A 24,837-nucleotide genomic window follows, 5' to 3' on the forward strand; every position below is an offset into this window, starting at 1 on the left:
TATATGGGGGCCGCGGCGTTTTTGTTAATCGGGCTCCGTGTTCCGCGACGATTGGCGGAACTGTTTCGGCGACATGCCGAACCTTTTGCGGAATACTTTGTGGAAATAGTTATAGCTTGGAAAACCGGAGCTTTCGGCGACATGCTCCAAAGTCAGCGGGCTGAAGAGAATCCGCTCCCGAGCCATGTTCAAGCGAACGTCAAGGGTGTACTGGATGATGCTTGTGCCGAACGCCTCCTTGAACAGATGAACGGCGCGGGATACGCTGATTCCCGCATGGGCGGCCGCATCTTCGAGCCTGATCGGAGAGGCAGCATTTTCCTCAATATACGCTTTGATCCGATGGGCAAGATAAGTCGGATAGGTGGGAAGCGGCTGTTGCAGCAAATTCCGGTCGATCTCGCTGCATAAAATTTTTAAATAGTACTCTGCGATCTCGGGAGCGGGATTGGCGATGCGCTGCTGTTCCAGCATGATTTGCCGGAATGCGCCGATGATGCCTTCGGACAGCGGAACCTTTACCTTGGAGGGGCGGGACTGCTTATTCCACCAGGCTTCGACCCATTCGCCGACCAGAAACAGATGATAATCGCCGCTGGTGACGACAGGCTCGCCGGGCGCTTTTTCCCCTGCATCGATGCGGAGCTCGTACGATTCTCCGGGTGCAACGAGCAGAATATCTCCCGGCTCCAGGGACTCGATCCGGCCGGATACCCTCGTTTTGGATCTGCCGATCGTCTGAAGCCGGATGAGGTAATTTTCCATGCCCTCGGGTTGGAAGCTATGAAACGGCTTGCTGTGAAGCGAATATCCGGCTAGCAATATTTGCAGGTTTGGATGATCCATAAGGGCGCTCTCCTCTGTCTTCTTCGAAAATAATGACCAGATTGTTCATGTTCCAATCATATTATTCATTTTACAACATGGCAAATTGAACTACGATGTAGAAGAGTCGACTTACAACATATCGCTTCAGGAAGAGTGATGAGAATGACACAAATGAACATTGGAATTATCGGCTGCGGCAACATCAGCCCCGCTTATTTAAACTACCTGGCCCAAAGCCGCACCGCAAAGGTCCATGCGCTTGCGGATCTGCTGCCGGAGAAAGCGCGGGAGCGGGCGGAGCAGTACGGCATCGCGAATGTATGCACAGTCGAGGAGATGCTGTCCCATCCGGAAATCGGGCTGATCCTCAATCTGACGATTCCTTCGTCGCATGCGCAGATCAACATGATGGCGCTAATGGCCGGGAAGCACGTGTATGTGGAGAAGCCGCTCTCCATTTCATTGGAAGAGGCGAAGGCGACTCTCGATCTGGCAGCCGCAAAACATTTGCGCGTCGGCTGCGCGCCGGATACATTCCTCGGCTCAGGCATCGAGACCAGCCGCCGGGCGATCTCGGACGGGTTGATCGGCAAACCGGTTGCCGCAACCGCTTTCATGATGGGGGCCGGGCCGGAAGGCTGGCATCCGAATCCCGATTTTTTCTACGCGGAAGGCGGGGGACCGATGTTTGACATGGGCCCGTACTATTTGACGGCGCTGGTTCACTTGCTCGGCCCGATTTCCCGGATCGGGGCGATCACGTCAAGTCCGTCCCCGCAGAGGCTGATCAAATCGGGACCGAGGGCCGGAACGGGCATCCCCGTAAGTACGGCGACCCATTACAGCGGCTCGCTTGGATTTGCCGGGGGAGCGGTCGGCACGATAGTCACGAGCTTTGACATTCCGGGCGGAAGCGCTCTGCCCTGGATCGAAATTTACGGAACGGAAGGGACTTTATCCGTTCCGGACCCGAACATGTTTAACGGCGAAGTTAAATTCCGCCGCCATGACTCGGCAGATTGGGTAACTCTGCCTCCGGTCTTCGAATCCGAACCGAATGAACGCGGGAGAGGATTGGAGGATATGGTGCAGGCGATTTTGACGGATCGTGAACATCGGGCAAGCGGGGTGACCGCATATCACGTGCTGGAAACGATGCATGCCTTTGAACGCTCATCCCGGGAAGGGCGTCATATCGAGTTGACCAGCGCTTCGTGGCTTAGACTCAATGAAGAAGGAATATTGGAATCGGCGAAAACTTACGTATAGCCACATAAATGGGAGAATTCCAAATAAAAATATGAGGTGATCGACATGGCGCAAACACGGATTGGCTTACAGCTTTACACCGTTCGCGACGCAATGGAACGGGATTTCGAAGGCACGCTCAAAAGAGTGGCCGAGCTCGGATATCAAGGCGTGGAGTTTGCCGGATTTTACGGCCGTACGCCGGAGCAGGTCAAGGACATTTTGACCGAGACGGGGCTGGTAGCATTGGGGGCACATACGCCGTATGTCAGACTCCGCGATGTGCTGGACGAGGAAATCGCCTTCAACAAGAAAATCGGCAACCAATATCTCGTGTGCCCTTTTCTGGAGGAGACGGACCGGAACTGGGAAGAGGTTATCGAACATTTGAAAGTGATAGGTCAGCGTTGCGCAGAAGAGGATATGGTGCTCTTTTATCATAATCATGAATTTGAGCTGACGGAAACGCTGGATGGCCAGCCGGTGCTGGACGCCATCTACTCCCGGGTTCCCGCAGATGTGCTTAAGGTAGAACTGGATTCCTGCTGGGTCAGCTATGCGGGATACAATCCGCTTGAGTACATTACCGAGTACAAGAACCGCCTGCCTCTGCTTCATTTGAAAGATATGATCACAAGACCGGACGGTTCGGCGGAAACAGTCGCCCTCGGCAAAGGCGAAGTGCCTATCAAAGAAATCGCCGATACGGCGCTTGCGATCGAAGTGGAATGGCTGATCGCCGAGCAGGACAATTGCGGGGACGTGGATCCGCTGGAGTGCATCGCGACGAGTATGAATTGGATCAAGGACTATGCTAAAAATGGGGGAAAAATCAATGTCTAAAACGTTAAAAGTCGCTATTATCGGCTGCGGAGGGATCGCAAACGGAAAGCATCTGCCAAGCCTGGCAAAACAGCCGGAAGTTCAAATGATCGCTTTCTGCGACATTATCGAGGAAAGAGCGGCCAAGGCTGCCGCTGAATATGGGACCGAGGGAGCCAAGGTGTTTACCGATTACCGCCGGCTGCTTGCGGAAACGGATGTCGATGTCGTCCATGTCTGCACGCCGAACGACTCGCATGCCGAAATTACGGTTGCCTCGCTGGAATCCGGCAGACATGTCATGTGCGAAAAGCCGATGGCAAAAACGGCCGCGCAAGCGCGTGAAATGCTGGATGCCGCCAAGCGCACCGGCAAAAAGCTCAGCATCGCTTATCAAAACCGGTTCCGCAGCGACAGCCTGTATTTGAAGGAGCTTTGCGAGAACGGCGAGCTTGGCGACATTTACTTCGGCAAAGCCCTTGCGTTAAGACGCCGTGCCGTACCGACATGGGGCGTATTCCTGGACGAAGAGAAGCAAGGCGGCGGCCCGTTGATCGATATCGGAACGCATGCGCTCGATTTGACGCTATGGCTGATGGACAATTATGAGCCGAAAAGCGTCACCGGCTCTGTCTTCCACAAGCTTGGCAATCGCGAAAATGCGGCGAACGCTTTTGGACCTTGGGATCCTGAGCAGTTCAAGGTGGAGGATTCCGCGTTCGGCTTCATTACGATGAAGAACGGAGCGACGATCGTGCTCGAATCCAGCTGGGCGCTCAATGTACTGGAGTTCGGCGAAGCCAAAACTTTGCTGTGCGGTACCGAAGGCGGAGCGGATATGAATGACGGCCTGCGTCTGAACGGGGAAAAGATGAGCCGGCTGTATGAAACGAAAGTGGATTTTGGCGCGGGCGGAGTCGCTTTCTTTGAAGGTGAGCAAGAGACCGATGCCGTCCGGGAAGCAAGATCCTGGGTGGAAGCCGTGCTGGAAGACAAGGAACCGCTCGTTAAGCCGGAGCAGGCGCTAGTCGTTACGGAAATTCTGGAGGCGATCTACGAGTCGGCCAAAACGGGCAAAACCGTTTATTTTGATTAATCATTGTTATAGGAGGCGATAACGTATGAAATTAGGCGTATTTATGGTTCTGTTTGGCGGACGCCCGTTCGAGGAAGCATTGGATTTGATTGCGGCACAGGGATTGAAAGCGGTTGAGATCGGAACGGGCAGCTACCCGGGCAACGCTCACTGCAATCCGGATGTCCTGCTTAATGATAAGTCCGCTCGCGATCAATTCAAAAAGGCGGTAGAATCCCGTGGACTCATGATCAGCGCTCTGAGCTGCCACGGCAATGCGCTTCATCCGCAAAAAGCGGTTGCCAAGGAATTTCACGATAATTTCGTGAAGACCGTCCAATTGGCGGAATTGCTGGAAGTGCCGGTCGTAAACACGTTTTCCGGATGCCCTGGCGATCACGAAGACGCGAAGTATCCGAATTGGCCGGTCGCTCCTTGGCCTAACGATTATCAGGAAATTTTGGATTGGCAATGGAACAACAAAGTTATTCCTTATTGGACGGAATGGGGCAAATACGCGGCCGATCATCATGTGAAAATCGGTCTGGAGCTGCACGGCGGCTTCTCCGTGCATACCCCTGCAACGCTTCTCCGGCTCCGCGAAGCCGCAGGCGAAGCGATCGGTGCCAACCTGGACCCGAGCCATATGTGGTGGCAGGGCATCGATCCGGTGCAGGCCGTTTCCATTCTCGGCCGGGCAGGAGCGATTCATCACTTCCATGCCAAAGATACTTCGATCGATCCCGTCAACGTGAACCGGTACGGTATTACCGACATGCAGCCGTATACGAATATGCTCGATCGCGCATGGCAATTCCGGACGGTCGGATACGGGCATGACATGAAAACATGGGCCGATATCATCAGCGCTTTACGGCTTCACGGATATGATTATGTCGTGAGCATCGAGCATGAAGACGGACTGATGTCGGTCGAAGAAGGCTTCACGAAAGCGGTAAAAAATCTCCAGCAAATTTTGATCGAAGATTCGAGTACGGATATGTGGTGGGTATAACTTGCCGCATCGCGAATATATTTGCATTAACGGCTGCCGTCCGGCAGCCGCTTTTTCATCTCGATTGAATTCATGTATAATGAAGGGTAATTATGGAAAAATGTCCGAGTGTTCATTTACGCGAAAATGTGCTATGATGTAATATACTAACAAATTGTAAGCTAATGCATCCGCGTAAAATCGGTTTTAATTAGAGGTGAAAGCAAATGGCAGAAGATCATCACTTTGCGATGTGTCCTCGCTTTGAGTCCGCGTTCGTGATTTTGGGGAAACGCTGGAACGGCCTCATCATCCGCACGTTGATGAGCGGTCCAAAGCGGTTCAAGGATATCTCGAACGGAATTCCGGCAATGAGCGATAAAATGCTGTCCGAACGCATGAAGGATTTGGAGAACGAAGGCATTGTCGTGCGGCATGTATATCCCGAAACCCCGGTCCGGATCGAGTACGAGCTGACGGAAAAAGGGAGAGCGCTAAGCCCCGTCATGGAGCAGGTACAAAATTGGGCGGAGCAATGGATCGAGTGAAGTCACGTGCCGTTATCCCGTAGCGGAGCGGCACGAATAATATAGAAAGCGGGTGTACTTGTGGCTGAGGTAATCGTAATCGGAGCGGGACCGGCTGGAGCGAGTGCGGCTTTGTTTTTGGCCAAGGCAGGGAAGGAAACCCTTGTTCTTGACAGCAATGCAAGCATGACGAAGCGGGCCTGGATTGAGAACCACTATGGAGCAGGAGATATTTCCGGACCCGATTTGCTGAAAATCGGCAAGGAGCAGGCTCAAAAGTTCGGAGCCAAGTTCATTGAGGAAAAAGTGACCGTCGTGGATGCGAATGGCGGCAGCGCCGTTACCGTTAAGACGGAATCCGGCCGCAGCTACGAGGCTTCCCACGTCATTCTGGCGACCGGAGCGCTGACGGATTTGGCGGGTTCGATCGGCCTTGATCTCAAGGAAGGAAGAGAACCGCGAATCAAAACCGTAATTGAAACGGACGGGTACGGGCGCACGAGTAAGCCTAGGATTTGGGCGGCAGGTACGGCCGCAGGTGTAAGCGTTCACACCATTATCACGGCCGGCGACGGCGCGAGGGTAGCGATCGAGCTGATCAGCGAGCTGAACGGAGAACGCTACGTGGATCACGATGTATTGAAGTCTTAATACCTTGAATGAATTATTTTTCGGAACTTCCCAGCGAGAAAAGTCTCATGGGAAGTTTTTTTGCATATTTTGACACAAGGCAAGTGATTGGAATCACAAATTCAAAATCGTATGTGCGGTAGGCTGAAAATAGCGAAAGTACGATCCATCAAAGAGAACAGGAGGGAGAAGGTCCATGGCCGAACGTAACCTGCATTTTGAAGGTAATGATTTGATCCGGGATATCGTGCTGCAATTTCCGAAATCCGCGGATTATTTCCGCCGCCGGAAAATTGATTTTTGCTGTGGCGGAAACCGTCCACTCCTGGAGGCTGCCGAAGAAAGAGGAATCGATATCGAGGAACTCTTGTCCGGATTGAGACAGCTGGTCGCCGATCATCCCGAAGCGGGAGAGCGGGATTCGTGGGAGGAGGCGGGCTCCGAAGAGCTGGTTAGCCATATCGTAAACAAACATCACGCATTCTTGCGGGAGGAGCTTCCTGAGCTTTACAAAAGCGTATTGAAAGTGGCGCGCGTTCATGGGGACCATGATCCGCACTTGCTGGAAATGGCGCAGTTGTACACGGAGCTGAGCAATGAGCTGCTTGAGCATACCGCGAAAGAGGAAGCCGAAGTGTTTCCGAAAATGATCAATTGGGAATCCGGGCAAGAGCCGGAAGTACTGGTCAAATTACGTGCCGCAATTGAGGAACTCGAGGATGAGCATGAGGGAGCGGGCAAGATTTTGAAGCGTCTTCGGGAAATTACGGGAGACTTCCAGCCGCCGGGCCATGCATGCACGACCTACCGTGCGACATATGCTCGTCTGGAAGAACTGGAAGGAATGACGTTCACGCACATCCATCTGGAGAACAATATTCTGTTTCCACGGTATGTGGCTGTTTAAGAGCAAGAGAAAATTCGGATGCTTTTGTCCCCCCCTTCAATAAGGGGAAGGGGAAAGTCATGTGTTTTTCAATAGGGAAACACATGAAATTTTTGAATATTATTGTGATAAAATTCACATTTAGTGTGAAATAGATCACAATATACTTCGATTTTTAAATATATAATAGGAGCATAAAACAAGACGATCCAATGAAACATTGACACCAATTATGTGAAAAAATGAACACCCGATATTGAAGGAGGACTTCCAGCATGGGAACAGATAGAGAAAAACTAGTGGTGATCGGCAACGGGATGGCGGGCATCAGCGCCGTCGAACAAATTTTGAAATTGACGAAGAAGTTTGATATTACGGTTTTTGGCAGTGAACCGCATCCGAACTATAACCGGATCATGCTGTCGTATGTGCTTGAAGGCAGCAAAACGATCGACGATATCGTCCTGAACGATTTGAACTGGTACCGCGATAACGATATTACGCTCCATACCGGTACGACGGTGGCCAAAATCGATGAGCAGGCCAAAGAAGTCGTCACGGAGAACGGCATGCGGGTACCTTATGACAAGGTATTGATCGCAACCGGTTCGAACTCGTTCATTCTGCCGATTCCGGGCAGCGACAAAGATGGCGTCGTCGGTTTCCGCGATATTTCGGACTGCAACCGGATGCTGGAAGCGGCAAAAACATGCAAAACCGCTGCCGTCATCGGCGGAGGACTCCTTGGGCTGGAAGCGGCAAAAGGCCTCGTTCAGCTCGGGATGGATGTAACGGTTGTCCATCTTATGGAAGATTTGATGGAACGCCAGCTTGACCATCAAGCCGCTTCGATGCTGAAGGCGGAGCTGGAACGTCAGGGCATCAAATTTAAAATGCAGGCGCAAACGAAGGAAATCTACGGCGACGATCGCGTGCAAGGACTCCGGTTTGCCGACGGCAGCGAGCTTCCGGCCGAGTTTGTCGTCATGGCCGTCGGGATCAAGCCGAATGTGGCGGTAGCCAAAGATAGCGGAATCGAAGTGGGCCGCGGCATCATCGTCAACGATTACATGCAGACGTCGATGGAAGGCGTTTATTCGGTCGGCGAATGCACCGAGCACCGCGGCGTTTGCTACGGTCTGGTTGCTCCTTTGTTCGAGCAAGGCATGGTATTGGCCAAACACATTAGCGGAGTCGAGACCGCTCCGTATGAAGGATCGGTCATGTCGACCAAACTGAAAATTTCGGGCGTCGACGTGTTCTCGACCGGCGAATTTATCGACGGACCGGAGCATACGGTGATCGCGAACAAAGACGACTGGAAACGTACCTACAAAAAAATATTGCTTAAAGACGGCGTAATGGTTGGGGCCGTGTTGTTCGGCGACATTACGGATTCGGCGGAGCTGCAAAAGCTGATCAAAAATAAAACCGTCATGACGGATGAGCTGTACGCATCGCTGATGGGAACGGGCTGCTGCGGCGGCGGAGCCAAAAAGGCAACCTCGGTCGAAACGATGCCGGACGAAGAAATCGTCTGCGGCTGTAACGGAGTTACCAAAGGGGCCATCGTGGATGTGATCACGAACCAGGGATTGACCACTGTCGATGAAATTAAAGCGTGCACCGGAGCAACCCGTTCGTGCGGCGGCTGCAAACCGGTCGTCGAGCAAATTCTCCAGTATGTGCTTGGGGATGGTTTCAAATCGGCGGCCAAACAAGGGATTTGCGGATGCACGACGTTAAGCCGCGATGAAATTGTCGCCGAGATCACGGCCAAGGGGCTGCAAACGACGAAAGAAGTCATGAACGTGCTCGGATGGAGCCAACCGGAAGGTTGCTCGAAATGCCGTCCGGCCATCAACTACTACTTGGGCATGCTGTACCCGGATACGCACGAAGACGAGAAGGAATCGCGCTTCGTCAACGAACGGATGGCCGCAAACATCCAGAAGGACGGAACCTATACCGTCGTTCCCCGGATGTACGGCGGCGTGACCACGCCTGAAGAACTGAAAAAGATCGCCGACATTTCGCTGAAATACGATGTGAAGGTCGTCAAAGTGACCGGCGGACAACGGCTTGACCTGATCGGCGTGAAGAAAGAGGATTTGCCGAAAGTATGGGAAGAGCTGGATATGCCATCGGGTTATGCCTATGCAAAATCGTTGCGTACGGTTAAAACCTGCGTCGGCTCGCAGTTCTGCCGTTTCGGCACCCAAGATTCGATGGGAATGGGCGCAACGCTGGAACGCAAATTCGAACGGCTGGACTTCCCGGCTAAATTCAAGCTTGCGGTTAACGGCTGCCCTCGGAATTGCGCGGAATCGTGCACGAAAGACATCGGGATCGTCGGCAACGACGGCGGATGGGAAATCTTTGTCGGCGGCAACGGCGGGATCAAAGCCCGCTTGGCGGATTCGCTCTGCAAAGTGAAGACCGATGATGAACTGATCGAAATCGTCGGTGCGGTCATGCAATACTACCGTGAAACCGGAAACTACCTGGAAAGAACGTCGGAGTGGGTGGAACGGGTCGGATTGGACCAAATCAAGGCCGCTGTCGTCGATAACGCGGAAAACCGCAAAGCGCTCATGGATCGCATCGAGTTTGCGCTGAAGCAAGTCGAGGATCCTTGGAAGAAGATGCTGCGTGATGACGAAAACCGCCAAAAATTGTTCGGCCGTCTCGAAATGAGCAATCAACTGTAATAAAACCATATGAAGCGGGAAGAGAGGTAATGGACATGAGTATGGAAAAAGGAACGGAATTTTACCCGGCAGGAGCTTTGGATCAATTTCTGGTGCAGATCGGCAGGGTGGTTGAACTCGGAGGGCGGCAAATCGCCGTCTTCCGGTTATCCGACGGACGGGTATTTGCGGCGCTGAATCAAAATCCGCACCCGAAGGGCGGACCGCTTGCGGAAGGGATCGTATCGGGACATTATTTGTACGACCCATTGTACGATTGGAAAATCGATTTGACGACCGGCCTCGTACAGGCGCCGGATACCGGCCAGGCTCACATGTTTCCGGTCAAGGTGGAAGACGGGCAGGTTTGGATCGGTGCCCATGAACTCCAGGCCGTATAACAATTTTAAATAAAAAAGTCCATTCAAGAGGAACTAATGAATGAGATCAGGCAAGGGCCGCATCCGATTCAATGCTTCTTCTTGATATAGACCAAAACGCTTGGGAGAGTTAGGGGAGGATTACGGATGTTCACGCAAAATGTGGAAGCCATCGTAGAAGCGGCAGTCAAGAAAAAAGAAAAAATGAATGAAAGTCTATCCCGGTATCTTGTATCCGCTATGTTGGCAGGGGCGTATGTCGGCCTTGGGATCATTCTGATTTTCAGCGTCGGCGGACCGCTCGCGGCGGCAAAATCGCCGTTCCAAACGATGGTGATGGGCATGTCCTTCGGGCTCGCCCTCACGCTGGTCGTGTTCGCCGGTTCCGAGCTCTTTACGGGGAACAATATGTTTTTTACGGCGAGCACCCTGGCGGGGCGAACGACGATCAAGGATACGCTCAAAAACTGGGGAATCGTGTTTTTCGGAAATTTGGCGGGGGCGGTGGTCCTTTGCCTGCTCATCGTAGGCTCAGGGCTCTTTAAAACAGCCGCTCCCGAACACTTGATCTTTGCCGCTTCCGCCAAGAAGATGGGCGCGCCGGTCATGGAGCTCTTTTTCCGCGGCATTTTGTGTAACTGGCTTGTTTGTTTGGCGCTATGGATGGCTAACCGGGCCAAAGAGGATATCGCGAAACTCGTCCTGATCTGGTGGTGTTTGTATGCCTTCATCGCAAGCGGATATGAGCACAGCGTAGCGAACATGACCCTGCTCAGTCTGTCCGTGCTGCTGCCGAACCATCCGGATACGGTCAGCTTGGCCGGCTGGTTCCACAACATGATTCCTGTAACTCTCGGCAATATCGTTGGCGGAGCCGTTTTTGTAGGGATGGCTTATTGGTTTATTTCTCCGGTCCGTAAAAAATAACATACTGTCATGGGAGCCGGAAGCTTGCCCTTGCGCAAATATGCGCGGGGGCATTTTTATTTTCACCAATAATTAATAATAACAGGTACCTTGCAATATTCAATACCTGGTGTTACGATATGCATAGATTGCTACTGTACATTGTGTAGTACTGAATAAAGAATACACGTTGGGAGGATGGTTCAAGTGGAAGGGACGGAAACAAGGATGCAAAAAACGGTGTTAATCGAATCGGTTGACTTATGCAAAACCTTCATTACGGGGGCCGAACGGTATCCGGCGGCAAAAGGTATTAATTTGGAGGTGTATCAAGGCGATTTCACCGTGATTATGGGCAGCTCGGGTTCAGGCAAATCCACGTTGCTTTATCTGCTAAGCGGCTTGGATACGCTAACCTCCGGAAAAGTGTTTTTCAAGGGGCAGCGAATCGACGAATATTCGGAAAAGGACATCGCCCGATTCCGTTCCCAACAAATCGGCTATGTGTACCAATCGATCAATCTGATTCCGGATTTCACCCTGCTGGAAAACGTCGCCTTTCCGGGTTATGTGGCAGGACGCAGCAAAGGGGAGGTAAATAAACTAGCCTTGACCTTGTTGAAAAGAATGGGGATCGGAGATCAAGCGGGACGTTTGCCTTCCCAAGTCTCCGGCGGTCAACAGCAGAGAGCCGCCATTGCCAGAGCCTTGATTAACTCGCCTGAAGTAATTTTCGCCGATGAGCCGACGGGGGCGTTAAGCCAGGAGCAAGGCATGGTCATTTTGGATATATTGACCGAAATGAACCGGAACGGCCAATCGATCGTGATGGTGACGCACGATATAAAGGCGGCTTGCAGGGCGGACAGAGTGATTTTGGTCAAGGATGGAACGATCGATGGTGTTTTGGCGCTGGGTAAATATGCACCGGAACAGTTGAAAGCCAGAGAAAACCAAGTTTATATGTTCATGTCCCGGAAGGGGGGTTAGCCGATGTATGCGGTATGGAAGCTATGCTGGACAAACCTGAAAAACAAAAAAGTTCAAAACAGCTTCATTGCAATCATCATCATGCTCGCAGCCCTGCTCCTTTCGACGGCTGCATCCGTGCTGAGCGACACGAACCGGAAGTATGAAAATACGCATGCCCAGGTACGTGGCGCCCATCAAATCGTACAGCTGGAGAGCGGTATTCACGATCCGATTCGGGTGCATGAGTGGTGGGCCGGGCAGGAAGGGGTGTCCGTCTCCGAGTTGATGCGGTACAGGGCTTTGTCGAGTATGACTTTCGGCGGAGCGGAGATCTCCAATGTCGACTTGTTCATGACGGAAGCGCCAAACGGTCCTTATCCCGTAGACCGCCTTTTGTTTGCGGAGGGGGAAGAAACAAGCTCGCCGGAGGCCGGAACCGCCTGGATTCCCACCTCCCTTGCGTATTCCAATGACATTCATGTCGGGGATGAAGTAGAATTCAAGACGGACGAAGGTAGCTTTCAATTAACCGTGGCCGCCGTCGTCGTGGATATTTCCTATTGCTCGCCTTTTACCACCAACGGCCGAATCTGGCTGAACCAGCAGGATTATCGTACGCACCTGTCCGTGCTGCCGGGCGAAGACAAGTATATGATCGGATTGCGGTTCGACGACTACGGCCAAAACAGGGAATACTGGGAGCGATTCGAGCAGTTTTTAGGAACTCCCTACCTGGAGTCGGTGAAGGATTTTGAGAGTTTGTCTTCTTATTATATAATCGCGAACCAAGTGATCAGTTTTGTCATGCTCTTTCTTGCCGTTGTCATGATCGGCGCAGCCCTATACACCTTGGGTTTCACGATTTCCGATGCGGTTCTGTCGAGCTACCGGACGATCGGGATCATCAAATCGGTCGGCTTGTCCCCGACAAAGGTAGTTATGGCCTATGTGACGCAGTATACATTTCTGGCGGTCATTGCGGTCATCCCGGGCATATGGGTTAGTCATCTATTTTCAGGCAAGATTGTGGACGGTTCCATGGCCTATCTCAGTATGGGATCATCCCAAGGGAATTCCTCTTTTTCCCCGATCTCCCTTTGGCTTGGAGCAGCTGTCATTGCGCTGATCTTTCTCTTCGCGCTTCTCTTCTCTTTAAAGGCTCGTCGGGTTGAGCCCGCACAGGCCGTCCGTTACGGCATGCCGGAGAAGGAGTATTCCCGTAAGTCAGGCGGAAGCGGCCGCTGGAAAAGAAAGCTGTTCCGGTCGGGCATCCTCCCGATTACAGTGATGATCGGAATTCGAGGCGTAACGAAAAATAAGCGTGGTTCGCTGCTGATCGTTTTGATAACGGCAATGTCTTCCGCGGTACTTGTTTTTGGCTTCCTGTTCGTGTACAGCATTTCTTCCATCCATGAGACCATTGCGAAATGGGGGTATGATTCCGCGGATTTGTCCGTAAGAATCGATAATCCCGCCACATTGACCTTTGAAGAGTTTCAAAATGAGGTGCTTACGGATCCGAGAGTAAAAAATTATTCTCGCTACGGAGACGCAAATGCCGTTCTGCCGATAAAACCCGGACCTGAAACCGGAACGAAGCAGGAAACGATGGGAATTTTGCTCACGGTGGCCGACGGGAACTACAATGAAATCGGATATGAAAATGTGGAGGGCCATAACCCCGCCGGTGATCATGAAATTTCGATCGGCGTGAATGTAGCTAGAGCTCTCGGCATAAGCGCAGGAGACCCGCTGGACATTTACATCGAGGGCAAAAGACATTCGCTGACCGTTACCGGAGTTTATCAGGCGATCGCGAATATGTCCTATACGGGCCGCATCACCGCCGATGTCATCGGGAAAGAAGGTCCCACCTATGGAAAAGGGATGAACACGATATTTATCAATCTGCAGGACGGCGTACCGGTCGATCGATTCGTTAGCGAGCTGCAACAAAAGTTCGGAAATGAAATTTGGGCGGCAAGTCAGGCTTCTTTGGTCGACGAGGTGTTTTCCCAAGCCTTTGCCATCATCGTATTGCCGATGTCGATCATGGCTCTGCTGTTCATAGGAATAACGTTTATGATCATCTACAGCATTTGCCGAATCCATATGAAAAAAGAGAGCAGAACTTATGGCATTTACAAATCCATCGGTATGACCTCAAGGCAGATTCGCGGTTCAGAAATAGTGGGGATAATGCTGTTGTCGGCGATCGGCGCCTTGATAGGGGTTCCGGTTGGCTTGGTCGGCCTTCCGCCTTTGTTGAATTTGATTTTGAGCGATTACGGGATTGTCGATGTTCCGCTTCGGTTAAACGGAGGAGGCGTGGCGCTTATGGTACCGGTGAGTATGATCGCGGCTTGTCTGGGGTCCTGGTTTTCAACGAAACCGATTAAAAAGATTTCTGCGAGGCTTCTAACGCTGGAGTAACCGGTCATACGAAAAAGGACGGGCAGGATTCGTATCCGCATTCGTCCTTTTTCGGTGCGAAGGTTTAAATTCGGCAGATTTCATTCGGGCAAAGCTCGCAATGGCAAATGTCCTGGAGCATCACAAGGTCCTTAATGACGATCATGCCGTTTTCGTATTCGATGGCATCCTTTTTGCGCAGGTCGCTAAGCATGCGGTTTACGCTCTCGCGGGTGGCGCCGATCATATTCGAAAGGTCGGTATGGGTAATTTTTTTGTTAATGAGAATATTATCCCCATGCTGTTCGCCGTACGTGTTGCTCAAACGGATCAGAGTCGAGCAGAGAGCTCCCGGCTTGCCGTACATCATCAGGTCGCGGAATTTCGTCTGCGTCAGCCGATGGTGAATGCCCATCCATTTCATGAAATCGATGGCAAAATCACAATGCTGGCAGATCATGATCTCCAGGTCTTTTTGCTCGATGAGTCCGATTTCGCTGTCTTCAATCACTTCCGCGGTAAAACTATGCTTGCTGCTGAAGAATGGGTCCGCTTGGCCGACCATATCCCCGCGTCCGTACATATACAAGATCAATTCCTTGCCTTCATCGGTCGACTTGGTCAGCTTGACGCGGCCGCGCTTGATATAGAACAGTTTATCGGAAAAGTCACCTTCCCAGAACAGATGTGTGCCTTCGGGATACGCTTTTTCTTTCATGGTGACAAGCAGACGATTGAAGTTTTGTTCGGTGAAGCAGTTCGTATTTCCGCGGGGCAGGGTGGCGCTCATAGTTTCACTCATTTTAAAAGTCCCCTTTGTGATTCAATTTTTTCTGAAAATTTTAAATTAATTATAACCCTTTTATCCGTAATTTGGAGGGGTGGGAAGCCGTAAAAAGTGTCGAAATTTCAACATTGTGACTAATTTCACTTTAACTAATGAAAAAAGTATCACAATAACTGAAAAGTTTCAACTTTTTTAAAGAATGTGAAAAAATTCACTATACAAACCGAAATGTCTATGCTATGCTAGATCCATAAAGAGAAGCGCAAAGCTTCATTAGGATAAACCTGAACGTGAAATTTTTCACTAAAGAAAAGGTTATCCGATACCCCACTTAGGAGGATGAGAGATATGGCCGTAAAGAATGAAGTTACCACGAAAACGGAACCGACTGCACAGGATTACATCCAAACGTTGATTGACAAGGGGAAGAAAGCATCCGAAGCCTTCATGGGCATGGACCAGGAACAGATCGATAAAATCGTTCAAGCCATGGCCTTGGCCGGACTCGACAAACACATGCACCTGGCAAAGATGGCGGTTGAAGAAACCGGACGCGGCGTATACGAAGACAAGATCATTAAAAACATGTTCGCGACCGAGTACATTTATAACAGCATCAAATATAACAAAACGGTCGGCGTAATTGAAGACAATGCGTACGACAGCTTCCAAAAAATCGCCGAGCCGGTCGGCATCATCATGGGGATTACCCCGGTTACGAATCCGACCTCGACGACGATCTTTAAAGCTTTGATCGCCATCAAGACGCGGAACCCGATCATCTTCGGTTTCCATCCATCCGCTCAAAAATGCAGCACGGAAGCGGCGAAAATTTTGCTTGAAGCAGCCGTGAAGCACGGCGCTCCCGCGGATTGTATCCAATGGATCGAAAATCCTTCCATGGACCGCACCAATGCATTGATGAACCATCCCGATGTGGCTTGCATCCTGGCAACCGGCGGTTCCGCGATGGTCAAAGCGGCATACAGCTGCGGCAAACCGGCCCTCGGCGTAGGACCGGGTAACGTTCCTTGCTTCATCGAAAAAAGCGCCGACCTGGATCAAGCGGTCAATGACCTCATCCTCTCGAAAACGTTCGATAACGGCATGATCTGCGCTTCCGAGCAAGCGGTCATCATCGAAGAACCGATCTTTGATCAAGTGAAGAAGAAAATGATCGCCAACGGCTGCTATTTCGTCAATAAAGAAGAAGCCGCCAAGCTGACCGCCGGAGCGATCATTGCCGATAAATGCGCGGTGAATCCGAACATCGTAGGCCAGCCGGCCGTGAAGATCGCCGAAATGTGCGGCATCGAAGTACCGGCCGGAACCAAGATTCTCGTAGCCGAAATCGACGGCGTAGGTCCAAAATTCCCGTTGTCGGCCGAAAAGCTGAGCCCGGTTCTCGCTTGCTACAAAGTGAAAACCGCCGAACAAGGCATCGAACGCGCGCTGGAGGTTGTTCAATTCGGAGGCATGGGGCACTCGTCGGTCATTCATAGCAACAACGAAGAAATCATCCAAAAATTTTCCGACCGCATGCCGACTTGCCGGATTCTCGTCAACCAACCTTCCTCGCAAGGCGGTATCGGCGACATCTACAATACCAACCTGCCATCGCTGACTTTGGGCTGCGGCTCGTACGGACGCAACTCGACTTCGTCGAACGTAACGGCCATCAATCTGATCAACGTGAAAAGGGTGAACCGTCGTACCGTGAATATGCAATGGTTTAAAGTACCGAACAAAATTTACTTCGAGAAAAATTCGACCCAATACCTTGCCAAAATGCCGGATATTTCCCGCGTCCTGATCGTAACCGACCCGATGATGGTGAAGCTCGGATATGTGGAAAGAGTGGAGCATTATCTCCGTCAACGCCAAACTCCGGTAGCGATCGAAGTATTTTCGGACGTTGAACCCGATCCATCGACAACGACGGTAGAACGCGGTACGGAACTGATGGCGAAATTCCAGCCGGACTGCATCATCGCGCTCGGCGGCGGCTCGCCGATGGATGCTGCGAAAGGCATGTGGCTGTTCTATGAGTATCCGGACACCGATTTCCACAACCTGAAGCAAAAATTCATGGATATCCGCAAACGGATCTACAAATATCCGCGTCTTGGACAAAAGGCGAAGTTCGTTGCGATTCCTACGACTTCGGGTACCGGTTCGGAAGTGACTTCGTTCGCTGTCATTACCGATAAAGTTAATGGCAATACCAAATATCCTTTGGCCGACTACGAATTGACTCCGGACGTTGCGATCATCGATCCAGAGTTCGTATACAGTTTGCCGAAAGTAGCCGTGGCGGACACAGGCATGGACGTCTTGACCCATGCGATCGAAGCCTATGTATCGGTTATGGCGAACGATTTCACGGACGGCCTTGCCATCAAAGCGATTCAGCTCGTATTCCAGTACCTGGAGAAATCGGCGCTGACCGGTGACAAATTGGCCCGTGAAAAAATGCATAACGCTTCGACCTTGGCAGGTATGGCCTTCGCCAACGCCTTCCTCGGCATTAACCACAGCTTGGCGCATAAATGGGGCGGTCAATATCACACCGCTCACGGCCGTACTAACGCCATCCTGATGCCGCACGTCATTCGTTACAATGCGAAGAAACCTACGAAATTTGCGGCATGGCCGAAATATACCAACTTTGTGGCCGACGAACGCTACGCGGAAATCGCCCGCATTCTGGGATTGCCGGCACGTACGACGGAGGAAGGCGTGAAGAGCCTGATCAAAGCCATCCGCGATCTGAACAAAAAACTCGGCATTCCGGAAAGCTTCCAGGAACTGGGCTTCGATGCCAAGGATTTCGAATCGCGCGTCGATTACCTGGCGGACCGCGCTTTCGAAGACCAATGTACGACTGCGAATCCGAAGCTGCCGCTGGTTACCGAGCTTGCTGATGTATACCGCGACGCGTTCTACGGCAGATTTGAAGAATAAGTGAACAAATGACCTACTCGTGACAAATATCACTTTAAATGTGATATTTGTCACAATCCATTTCCGGGGATCGATATATGATAGACGTATAAAAGATCCCCGGTACATTGATAAGTACCGTTGCTTAAATCCAATGATCCAAGGGCTTATCAGTGACGGATTTGTGAAAACTATCACAAATTTTAGGGATCATGAACGCGGACGAGTCCTTCAAACCGTGTTCCTAAAATATAGATGGAGGGATTAAGATGTCGGTGATTGAAAGAGAAGTACAAAAAAATCAAGAAGTACAGACGGCATGGAGAGGCTTCAAGAAAGGGAAATGGATGACCGAGGTTAATACCCGGGATTTCATCGAAACGAACATCAAGCCTTATATGGGTGACGAATCATTCCTGAAAGGCGCCACGGATAACACTAAAGCTCTGTGGGACATTATTTCCGATCTGACCAAAAAAGAACGCGAAGCCGGAGGCGTGCTTGACGTCGAGCTGAATAAGCCTTCGACCATCATTTCTCACGCACCCGGATATTTGGATAAAGAAAAGGAACAAGTCGTCGGCGTGCAAGGGGAAGCTCCTTTCCAACGGACGATCCACCCGTTCGGCGGGATCAACATGGTTATCAACGCTTGCAAAGCTTACGGATTCGATCTTCCGGGCGAAATCGTCGAGCTGTTCACTACGATTCGCAAAACACATAACCAAGGGGTATTCGACGCTTACACCTCCGATATGAGAGCAGCCCGCAAAGCCGGCATTATTACCGGTCTTCCGGACGCATACGGCCGCGGACGGATCATCGGCGACTACCGCCGCGTAGCGCTGTACGGCGTGGATTTCCTGATTAAACAAAAACAAAAAGAGCTGAAAAGCTTAGAAGTTGACGTCATCGACGAAGACGTGATCCGTCTTCGCGAGGAATTGTCCGAGCAAATCCGTGCCCTGGGCGAACTGAAGCAATTGGGCGAAATGTACGGCTTCGATATTTCGAGACCTGCCGAAAATGCGAAGGAAGCTTTCCAATGGTTGTACTTCGGCTATCTGGCAGCCATCAAGGAACAGGACGGAGCGGCCATGTCCCTCGGACGCGTATCTTCTTTCCTTGATGCTTACATCGAACGCGATTTGGCCGAAGGAGTACTGACCGAAGAATCCGCTCAGGAGCTTGTGGACCATTTCGTAATGAAGCTGCGGATCGTCAAATTCCTTCGTACACCGGATTACAACGATTTGTTCAGCGGCGACCCTACCTGGGTAACCGAATCGATCGGCGGTATGGCCGTGAACGGCAACACCAGAGTAACCAAGAACAGCTTCCGCTTCCTGCATACGCTGTATAATCTGGGACCTGCTCCGGAACCGAACTTGACCGTACTCTGGTCGGAAAAACTGCCTGAAGCGTTCAAAAAGTACTGTGCCAAAGTTTCGATCGAAACCAGCTCGATCCAATACGAAAACGACGATCTGATGCGTCCGATTTACGGCGACGATTACGGTATCGCCTGCTGCGTATCCGCAATGGAAATCGGTAAGCAAATGCAGTTCTTCGGCGCCCGCGCCAACCTGGCCAAAGCGCTCTTGTATGCGATCAACGGCGGTAAAGACGAGAAATCCGGCGCGCAAGTCGGCCCCGAATATCCGGCCATCACTTCCGAATATCTCGATTACAACGAAGTGATGAAACGTTTCACGCCGATGATGGAATGGCTGGCCAAACTGTACGTGAACACCTTGAACGTCATTCACTACATGCATGATAAATACTGCTACGAACGGATCGAAATGGCGCTGCATGACCGCGACATTCTCCGTACGATGGCTTGCGGTATCGCCGGCTTGTCCGTAGCGGCAGACTCGCTGAGCGCCATTAAATACGCCAAGGTTAAACCGATTCGCAACGAGCAAGGCATTGCCGTTGATTTTGAAATCGAAGGCGAGTTCCCTTGCTACGGCAACAACGACGATAAAGTCGACCAAATCGCCGTGGGTCTTGTGGAATCCTTTATGGGCATGATCCGCAAGCACAAAACGTACCGCAATGCGATGCCGACGCAATCGGTGTTGACGATCACTTCGAACGTCGTGTACGGCAAGAAAACGGGAACGACGCCGGACGGACGCAAAGCGGGCGAACCGTTTGCTCCAGGTGCGAACCCGATGCACGGCCGCGACAAGAAAGGCGCGCTTGCTTCGCTTAGCTCCGTTGCCAAACTGCCTTACGAGCACAGCCTTGACGGTATTTCCAACACCTTCTCGATCGTGCCTAAGGCGCTCGGCAAAGAACCGGAAATCCGCAAATCCAACCTCGTTTCGATGATGGACGGATACTTCGGCAGCAAGGCGCATCACCTGAACGTCAACGTCTTTGACCGCGAACAGCTGATGGATGCGATGGAACATCCGGAAAATTATCCGCAATTGACGATCCGCGTATCGGGATATGCGGTTAACTTCATCAAACTGACCCGCGAACAACAGCTTGACGTCATCAACCGGACCTTCCACGGTTCGATGTAATGACCTGCAGGACACCATAATTTTTCAATCTATCATCGGCGGCAGCCATACTAAAGGAGTGACGGAAGATGCTTAAAGGTCGCATACATTCATTGGAAACTTTCGGAACGGTTGATGGCCCGGGTATACGTTTCGTACTCTTTATGCAGGGCTGCCTGCTGAAATGCCAATATTGCCATAACCCGGACACCTGGAGCCTGACGGACGGGAAGGAGATGACGGTGGAAGAGGTGCTCGCCGAAATCGAGCCTTACCTGAACTACTACCGTTCCTCGGGCGGCGGGTTGACGGTGTCGGGCGGGGAAGCGACGCTGCAAGCGCCTTTCGTAACCGAGCTGTTCCGCGAAGCCAAGAAGAGATGGAACCTGCATACGACGTTGGATACGAACGGCTACAACGAAGGGGACAAAATCCGGGATCTCCTGGATGTTACGGACCTTGTCCTCCTGGATTTGAAGCATATCGATAACGAGAAGCACATTAAACTGACGGGCAAGCCGAATGAGCGTATGCTGAAGATGGCGCACTGGCTATCCGACCACGAACGCAACATGTGGATCCGGCACGTATTTGTTCCCGGCATTCACGATGACGAGCAGGATTTACTGGATCTCGGACGGTTTATCGGGGGATTGCAGGGCGTGGAGAAGTTCGAAATTCTCCCTTACCATCAAATGGGAATCTACAAATGGCAAGAGCTAGGTTGGGACTACCCGCTCGAAGGCGTACCTTCTCCGACGGAGGCCGAGATAGAGCGTGCGAATCGGCTGATCGAAGCAGGAAGACAGGAAGCTGCGGCAGCAGTTCGTTAAATCAGATGTTAATAATCTTAACAAGAAAATAAGCAACAAACGAATCAAGCGGTTAAACCGGGCATGATATGTCAGGTTTAACCGCTTTCTTTTTGACAATAAGATGATATTATCCCCTTAATAGAAAAATGTCCTCCTTATCAGCAGTGGTGGCGCTTTCTATAATAAAGATGTAACACAAACCGAACTTGAGGAGGGTCATAGAAAGATGAAGAAAAGCATGATGCTGCTGATGACGCTGATCTTCGTGGCTTCCGCCATGCTGGCAGGTTGCGGAAAGTCGGGCAACAATAATGCCCCTGCAAACGAAGGACAGCAGACGACGAACAACGGCGGTGGGGCGGCTACTAACGACGAACCTTTTGAAATCACGATACGTCATACCCAAGTAGGGGAATCCAAAAAATTTCGCTTGGCGCTTTTGAACGATGTCGTCAAGAAAACCGAAGCAGCCGTTCCCGGATTAACGATTAAGCTGGACGGCGTCGATTCCGAAGTGAATCGTAAAGAGAAGCTGAGAGGCGAAATGGCTGCGGGCAAGCCGCCGGAAATCTTCGACGTGTTCGGAAGCCCGGACGCCGCCCTTTACGCCAAAGAGGGACTCATGCTCGATATTACCCCGATTTTGGAGGAGCTCGGCCTCAAGGACAAATTCAGCACCCTCGCTCCGTTTACGGTAGATGACAAAGTGTACGGACTGCCGATCGGCGGTTCCATTGAAGGCTTTTTCTACAATAAAGAATATTTTGAACAAAAAGGACTGCAAGTTCCTAAAACGCTTGCCGACCTGGAACAAATCGCCGAAACGATCAAGGCCGACGGCAAAATTCCGTTTGCTCAAGCCTCAAAGGACGCCTGGATACCGTTAATGACGACGAACAACCTTTGGTCGTACTATGCGGGACCGGAAATTACGTACGGGTTCAAAACGGGAGATACGAAGTGGACCGACGAAAACGTAGTGAAAGCGATCGCCAAGCATAAGGAATGGGTGGACAAAGGCTATTACAAAAAAGGCGAGCTCGGTTTTGAATACGCGGACATGAGAAATCAGATCATTACGGGGGAAGCCATCATGATGATGGACGGATCATGGGCGAACTCGGTATTCCGCGACCCGGAGCAAGCCGGGGATATGGTCGGAAAAATCGGATTTTTCAATATGCCTCCGGTAAATGAAGGCGATCAGGTGGTCGTGATGCAGGACGCGAACAACGGCTACGGATTTTCCGCCGCGGTTGCCGAGGATCCTCGCAAGCTGCAAGCCGTTAAAGAATTTATCAAAAACATGTGGACCGATGAAATGCAGCTCCGCGGGTTGAAGGAAGACGGCGTACTGCCGGCGATGAAGATGGATCTGGAACAGATGAAGACGACGTCCGACGATCCGCTCATGCAGGATATTTTTAAGGCCGTGAGTGAAATCGGAACTTCTTTCCCGGCATTTGACGCCCTTGTTCAGGCGGAAGTGAATACGGCGCTCAGTATGGGCATCCAACAAATTATCGGCGGGGAAATCGATCCGGCGAAAATGCTGGATAACGTGCAGGCCGCTCAAGACGGGGCCAACTCGATGGCGGAATAATTAGCAAGCATTCACGAAGGGCGCCACCCGCCTCGAAGAAAGTATATGGGGTGGCGCCTTTCTCACATCATAGGAGGTTGCCATGAACAAAGCGCTTAGAAACCCGCTGATTTATATCCTTTTCGTGCTGCCGGCATTGATCTTGTTCCTCGCCTTTTTCATATACCCGGTTTTCACAGCGATAAACAACAGCTTCACGAGCTGGAACGGCATATCCAAAAACGTGACTTACATCGGCTTTGACAACTACGCCACGGCATTCAAGGACGAAGCGTTCTGGAGATCCGTGAAGAACAATGTGTACTTCATTTTGTTTTCGTGTTTGATTCAAGTTCCTTTAATCGTGATTTTCTCGCTGTTGATCGCCAACGTGAAACGCCTGAAAGGACTGTACAAAACCGCGGTTTTCATGCCATCCATTATGTCCACCGCGGTCATCGGAATATTGTGGGGGTTCATCTATAATCCGGATTTCGGCCTCGCCAATCAACTTCTCGGGGTATTCGGGATTTCCCCGGTCTACTGGCTGTCCGATAAAAACTGGGCGATGCTGTCCATTTTGATTACGAACGCTTGGCAGTGGACCGGTTTTTACATCGTGATGGTGCTTGCCGCCATACTCGCCATCCCGAAGGAGTTGGAGGAAGCGGCGGCGATCGACGGCGCCACGGGTTTCCAGCGCGCATTCAAGATCACGATTCCGCTGGTGATGCCGATCATTTCCGTCGTCATCATGCTTTCGATCGCTGGAGCGATGAAAGCGGCCGACATCGTGCTCGTCATGACGAAGGGCGGACCGGCCGGTTCCACGGACGTGATGGCGACATACATGATTCGATATGCCATTACGAGCTTCAAGCACGGTTTCGGCAATTCGATCGCGGTCTTGATATTCGTCTTTACGATTATCATTACGGTCATTTACCAGGTCTTGGTCGTTAAACGGACAGAAAGGATTGAATACTGATGAGAGCCCTGAAAAAATCGATACCTCACGTCTTTCTGATGGGATATTTGCTCATCATTTTATATCCGTTTCTGTTCGTTCTGTTTTCTTCCGTAAAAATCAACAATCAGGACATCGCCAGCAACCCGTTCGGCTTGCCGCAATCCATCACGTTTGACAACTACGTCAACGCTTGGGTCAACGCCAAAATAAGCACGTATTTCTTCAACAGCTTATATATCGGGGTACTGTCGGCTGTACTGTCGATCCTGTTTGCCGCCATGATGGCCTTTGCGGTGACCCGGATGCGGTTCTCGAAGATCAGCGCGGTCGTCTTCCAGGTGGTGCTCTTGGGGATGCTGATTCCGAACAACTCGCTGCTCCTGCCGATTTACGGCATAATGCGCAAACTGGATATTCTGGATACGCATATGGCATTGATCCTGCCTTACGTGGCCAACGCGATCCCTTTTTCCGTCATTATCCTTGCGGCCTTTATGCGGTCCCTCCCCGGGGAAATTGAAGAAGCCGCGGTCATCGACGGACTCGGCTCCGCCGGCATGTTCGCCAGAGTGATCATCCCGCTGACCGTACCGGCGATCGTGACCGTGTTCATCATCAATTTCCTGGGCAACTGGAATGAATTTTTGCTGGCCAACTATTTTCTGTCGGACGAAAATTTGCGGACGCTTCCCGTTGGGATGGTCGGATTCCGCGACGCTTACAATACCAACTATGCCCAAATGTCGGCAGGGATTGTGTTCAGCGTGCTTCCGGTCATGATCATTTACGCGATTTTGCAGGAAAAGATCATAGAAGGAGTTACGGCAGGCAGTGTCAAAGGATAACAGGGG

20 protein-coding genes are annotated in these 24,837 nt (G+C 51.4%); 18 read left to right on the forward strand and 2 right to left on the reverse strand.

The window, feature by feature from the left end; translation table 11 throughout:
* Positions 1 to 24: 24 nt before the first annotated feature.
* A complete protein-coding gene (locus tag ACSFXJ_RS10390) occupies positions 25 to 846 on the reverse strand; it encodes an AraC family transcriptional regulator (protein ID WP_435925069.1) in 822 nt (273 codons plus the stop codon).
* A gap of 144 nt (positions 847 to 990) precedes the next feature.
* On the opposite strand from ACSFXJ_RS10390, the gene ACSFXJ_RS10395 reads away from it, so the two are divergent.
* The 12 genes from ACSFXJ_RS10395 to ACSFXJ_RS10450 all read left to right on the forward strand — a co-directional run bounded on the left by ACSFXJ_RS10395 (position 991) and on the right by ACSFXJ_RS10450 (position 14,391).
* Positions 991 to 2,097, forward strand: a complete 1,107-nt coding sequence (locus ACSFXJ_RS10395; protein ID WP_435925070.1) for a Gfo/Idh/MocA family protein — start codon at positions 991 to 993, stop codon at positions 2,095 to 2,097.
* A 45-nt stretch (positions 2,098 to 2,142) separates the two neighbouring features.
* Positions 2,143 to 2,919 (forward strand): sugar phosphate isomerase/epimerase family protein, encoded by a 777-nt coding sequence (locus tag ACSFXJ_RS10400; protein WP_435925071.1) that lies wholly within the window; start codon positions 2,143 to 2,145, stop codon positions 2,917 to 2,919.
* Positions 2,912 to 3,994, forward strand: a complete 1,083-nt coding sequence (locus tag ACSFXJ_RS10405; RefSeq protein ID WP_435925072.1) for a Gfo/Idh/MocA family protein — start codon at positions 2,912 to 2,914, stop codon at positions 3,992 to 3,994. Before ACSFXJ_RS10400 ends, ACSFXJ_RS10405 begins: the two co-directional genes overlap by 8 nt.
* Positions 3,995 to 4,019: 25 nt before the next feature.
* The gene (locus ACSFXJ_RS10410; protein ID WP_435925073.1) at positions 4,020 to 4,988 is read left to right on the forward strand and encodes a sugar phosphate isomerase/epimerase family protein; all 969 of its coding nucleotides are present in this window, start codon (positions 4,020 to 4,022) and stop codon (positions 4,986 to 4,988) included.
* Positions 4,989 to 5,194: 206 nt separating this feature from the next.
* The gene (locus ACSFXJ_RS10415) at positions 5,195 to 5,515 is read left to right on the forward strand and encodes a winged helix-turn-helix transcriptional regulator (RefSeq protein ID WP_435925074.1); all 321 of its coding nucleotides are present in this window, start codon (positions 5,195 to 5,197) and stop codon (positions 5,513 to 5,515) included.
* Positions 5,516 to 5,575: 60 nt separating this feature from the next.
* Positions 5,576 to 6,145 (forward strand): FAD-dependent oxidoreductase, encoded by a 570-nt coding sequence (locus ACSFXJ_RS10420; protein WP_435925075.1) that lies wholly within the window; start codon positions 5,576 to 5,578, stop codon positions 6,143 to 6,145.
* Between the two features lie 175 nt (positions 6,146 to 6,320).
* On the forward strand, positions 6,321 to 7,031 hold the full coding sequence (ric, locus tag ACSFXJ_RS10425) for an iron-sulfur cluster repair di-iron protein (protein ID WP_435925076.1): 711 nt from the start codon (positions 6,321 to 6,323) through the stop codon (positions 7,029 to 7,031).
* Positions 7,032 to 7,285: 254 nt separating this feature from the next.
* A complete protein-coding gene (nirB, locus tag ACSFXJ_RS10430) occupies positions 7,286 to 9,721 on the forward strand; it encodes a nitrite reductase large subunit NirB (protein ID WP_435925077.1) in 2,436 nt (811 codons plus the stop codon).
* A gap of 41 nt (positions 9,722 to 9,762) precedes the next feature.
* Positions 9,763 to 10,101, forward strand: a complete 339-nt coding sequence (nirD, locus tag ACSFXJ_RS10435) for a nitrite reductase small subunit NirD (RefSeq protein ID WP_435925733.1) — start codon at positions 9,763 to 9,765, stop codon at positions 10,099 to 10,101.
* 126 nt (positions 10,102 to 10,227) lie between these two features.
* Positions 10,228 to 11,007, forward strand: a complete 780-nt coding sequence (locus ACSFXJ_RS10440; RefSeq protein ID WP_435925078.1) for a formate/nitrite transporter family protein — start codon at positions 10,228 to 10,230, stop codon at positions 11,005 to 11,007.
* A 207-nt stretch (positions 11,008 to 11,214) separates the two neighbouring features.
* Positions 11,215 to 11,976, forward strand: coding sequence for an ABC transporter ATP-binding protein (locus ACSFXJ_RS10445; protein WP_435925734.1), 762 nt, complete (start codon positions 11,215 to 11,217; stop codon positions 11,974 to 11,976).
* Positions 11,977 to 11,979: 3 nt separating this feature from the next.
* A complete protein-coding gene (locus ACSFXJ_RS10450; protein WP_435925079.1) occupies positions 11,980 to 14,391 on the forward strand; it encodes an FtsX-like permease family protein in 2,412 nt (803 codons plus the stop codon).
* A gap of 64 nt (positions 14,392 to 14,455) precedes the next feature.
* On the opposite strand, the gene ACSFXJ_RS10455 is transcribed toward ACSFXJ_RS10450, so the two are convergent.
* The gene (locus ACSFXJ_RS10455; RefSeq protein ID WP_435925080.1) at positions 14,456 to 15,172 is read right to left on the reverse strand and encodes a Crp/Fnr family transcriptional regulator; all 717 of its coding nucleotides are present in this window, start codon (positions 15,170 to 15,172) and stop codon (positions 14,456 to 14,458) included.
* Between the two features lie 333 nt (positions 15,173 to 15,505).
* Here ACSFXJ_RS10455 and adhE point away from each other — a divergent pair, with 333 nt between their 5' ends.
* The 6 genes from adhE (at position 15,506) to ACSFXJ_RS10485 (ending at position 24,831) form a co-directional block, all read left to right on the forward strand.
* Complete coding sequence (gene adhE, locus ACSFXJ_RS10460; RefSeq protein WP_435925081.1) at positions 15,506 to 18,121, forward strand: bifunctional acetaldehyde-CoA/alcohol dehydrogenase; 2,616 nt, start codon at positions 15,506 to 15,508, stop codon at positions 18,119 to 18,121.
* A gap of 248 nt (positions 18,122 to 18,369) precedes the next feature.
* Positions 18,370 to 20,640 carry a formate C-acetyltransferase gene (gene pflB / locus ACSFXJ_RS10465; protein ID WP_435925082.1) on the forward strand — a complete coding sequence of 757 codons (2,271 nt, stop codon included), beginning with the start codon at positions 18,370 to 18,372 and terminating at the stop codon, positions 20,638 to 20,640.
* Between the two features lie 68 nt (positions 20,641 to 20,708).
* Positions 20,709 to 21,452, forward strand: coding sequence for a pyruvate formate-lyase-activating protein (gene pflA / locus ACSFXJ_RS10470; RefSeq protein WP_435925083.1), 744 nt, complete (start codon positions 20,709 to 20,711; stop codon positions 21,450 to 21,452).
* Positions 21,453 to 21,660: 208 nt separating this feature from the next.
* Complete coding sequence (locus tag ACSFXJ_RS10475; protein WP_435925084.1) at positions 21,661 to 23,037, forward strand: ABC transporter substrate-binding protein; 1,377 nt, start codon at positions 21,661 to 21,663, stop codon at positions 23,035 to 23,037.
* 82 nt (positions 23,038 to 23,119) lie between these two features.
* Positions 23,120 to 24,004, forward strand: a complete 885-nt coding sequence (locus ACSFXJ_RS10480; protein ID WP_435925085.1) for a carbohydrate ABC transporter permease — start codon at positions 23,120 to 23,122, stop codon at positions 24,002 to 24,004.
* Positions 24,004 to 24,831, forward strand: a complete 828-nt coding sequence (locus tag ACSFXJ_RS10485) for a carbohydrate ABC transporter permease (RefSeq protein ID WP_435925086.1) — start codon at positions 24,004 to 24,006, stop codon at positions 24,829 to 24,831. Before ACSFXJ_RS10480 ends, ACSFXJ_RS10485 begins: the two co-directional genes overlap by 1 nt.
* Positions 24,832 to 24,837 lie beyond the last annotated feature (6 nt).

The sequence above is a fragment of the Paenibacillus salivarius genome, assembly GCF_051307165.1.
Taxonomy (GTDB): Bacteria; Bacillota; Bacilli; order Paenibacillales; family Paenibacillaceae; genus Fontibacillus.

What these genes read in the sequence shown, in the direction of transcription:
- ACSFXJ_RS10390 (WP_435925069.1), bottom strand. Translation starts at nt 846, where the DNA reads ATGGATCATCCAAACCTGCAAATATTGCTAGCCGGATATTCGCTTCAC.
- ACSFXJ_RS10395 (WP_435925070.1), top strand. Translation starts at nt 991, where the DNA reads ATGACACAAATGAACATTGGAATTATCGGCTGCGGCAACATCAGCCCC.
- ACSFXJ_RS10400 (WP_435925071.1), top strand. Translation starts at nt 2,143, where the DNA reads ATGGCGCAAACACGGATTGGCTTACAGCTTTACACCGTTCGCGACGCA.
- ACSFXJ_RS10405 (WP_435925072.1), top strand. Translation starts at nt 2,912, where the DNA reads ATGTCTAAAACGTTAAAAGTCGCTATTATCGGCTGCGGAGGGATCGCA.
- ACSFXJ_RS10410 (WP_435925073.1), top strand. Translation starts at nt 4,020, where the DNA reads ATGAAATTAGGCGTATTTATGGTTCTGTTTGGCGGACGCCCGTTCGAG.
- ACSFXJ_RS10415 (WP_435925074.1), top strand. Translation starts at nt 5,195, where the DNA reads ATGGCAGAAGATCATCACTTTGCGATGTGTCCTCGCTTTGAGTCCGCG.
- ric (WP_435925076.1), top strand. Translation starts at nt 6,321, where the DNA reads ATGGCCGAACGTAACCTGCATTTTGAAGGTAATGATTTGATCCGGGAT.
- nirB (WP_435925077.1), top strand. Translation starts at nt 7,286, where the DNA reads ATGGGAACAGATAGAGAAAAACTAGTGGTGATCGGCAACGGGATGGCG.
- nirD (WP_435925733.1), top strand. Translation starts at nt 9,763, where the DNA reads ATGGAAAAAGGAACGGAATTTTACCCGGCAGGAGCTTTGGATCAATTT.
- ACSFXJ_RS10440 (WP_435925078.1), top strand. Translation starts at nt 10,228, where the DNA reads ATGTTCACGCAAAATGTGGAAGCCATCGTAGAAGCGGCAGTCAAGAAA.
- ACSFXJ_RS10445 (WP_435925734.1), top strand. Translation starts at nt 11,215, where the DNA reads ATGCAAAAAACGGTGTTAATCGAATCGGTTGACTTATGCAAAACCTTC.
- ACSFXJ_RS10450 (WP_435925079.1), top strand. Translation starts at nt 11,980, where the DNA reads ATGTATGCGGTATGGAAGCTATGCTGGACAAACCTGAAAAACAAAAAA.
- ACSFXJ_RS10455 (WP_435925080.1), bottom strand. Translation starts at nt 15,172, where the DNA reads ATGAGTGAAACTATGAGCGCCACCCTGCCCCGCGGAAATACGAACTGC.
- adhE (WP_435925081.1), top strand. Translation starts at nt 15,506, where the DNA reads ATGGCCGTAAAGAATGAAGTTACCACGAAAACGGAACCGACTGCACAG.
- pflB (WP_435925082.1), top strand. Translation starts at nt 18,370, where the DNA reads ATGTCGGTGATTGAAAGAGAAGTACAAAAAAATCAAGAAGTACAGACG.
- pflA (WP_435925083.1), top strand. Translation starts at nt 20,709, where the DNA reads ATGCTTAAAGGTCGCATACATTCATTGGAAACTTTCGGAACGGTTGAT.
- ACSFXJ_RS10475 (WP_435925084.1), top strand. Translation starts at nt 21,661, where the DNA reads ATGAAGAAAAGCATGATGCTGCTGATGACGCTGATCTTCGTGGCTTCC.
- ACSFXJ_RS10480 (WP_435925085.1), top strand. Translation starts at nt 23,120, where the DNA reads ATGAACAAAGCGCTTAGAAACCCGCTGATTTATATCCTTTTCGTGCTG.
- ACSFXJ_RS10485 (WP_435925086.1), top strand. Translation starts at nt 24,004, where the DNA reads ATGAGAGCCCTGAAAAAATCGATACCTCACGTCTTTCTGATGGGATAT.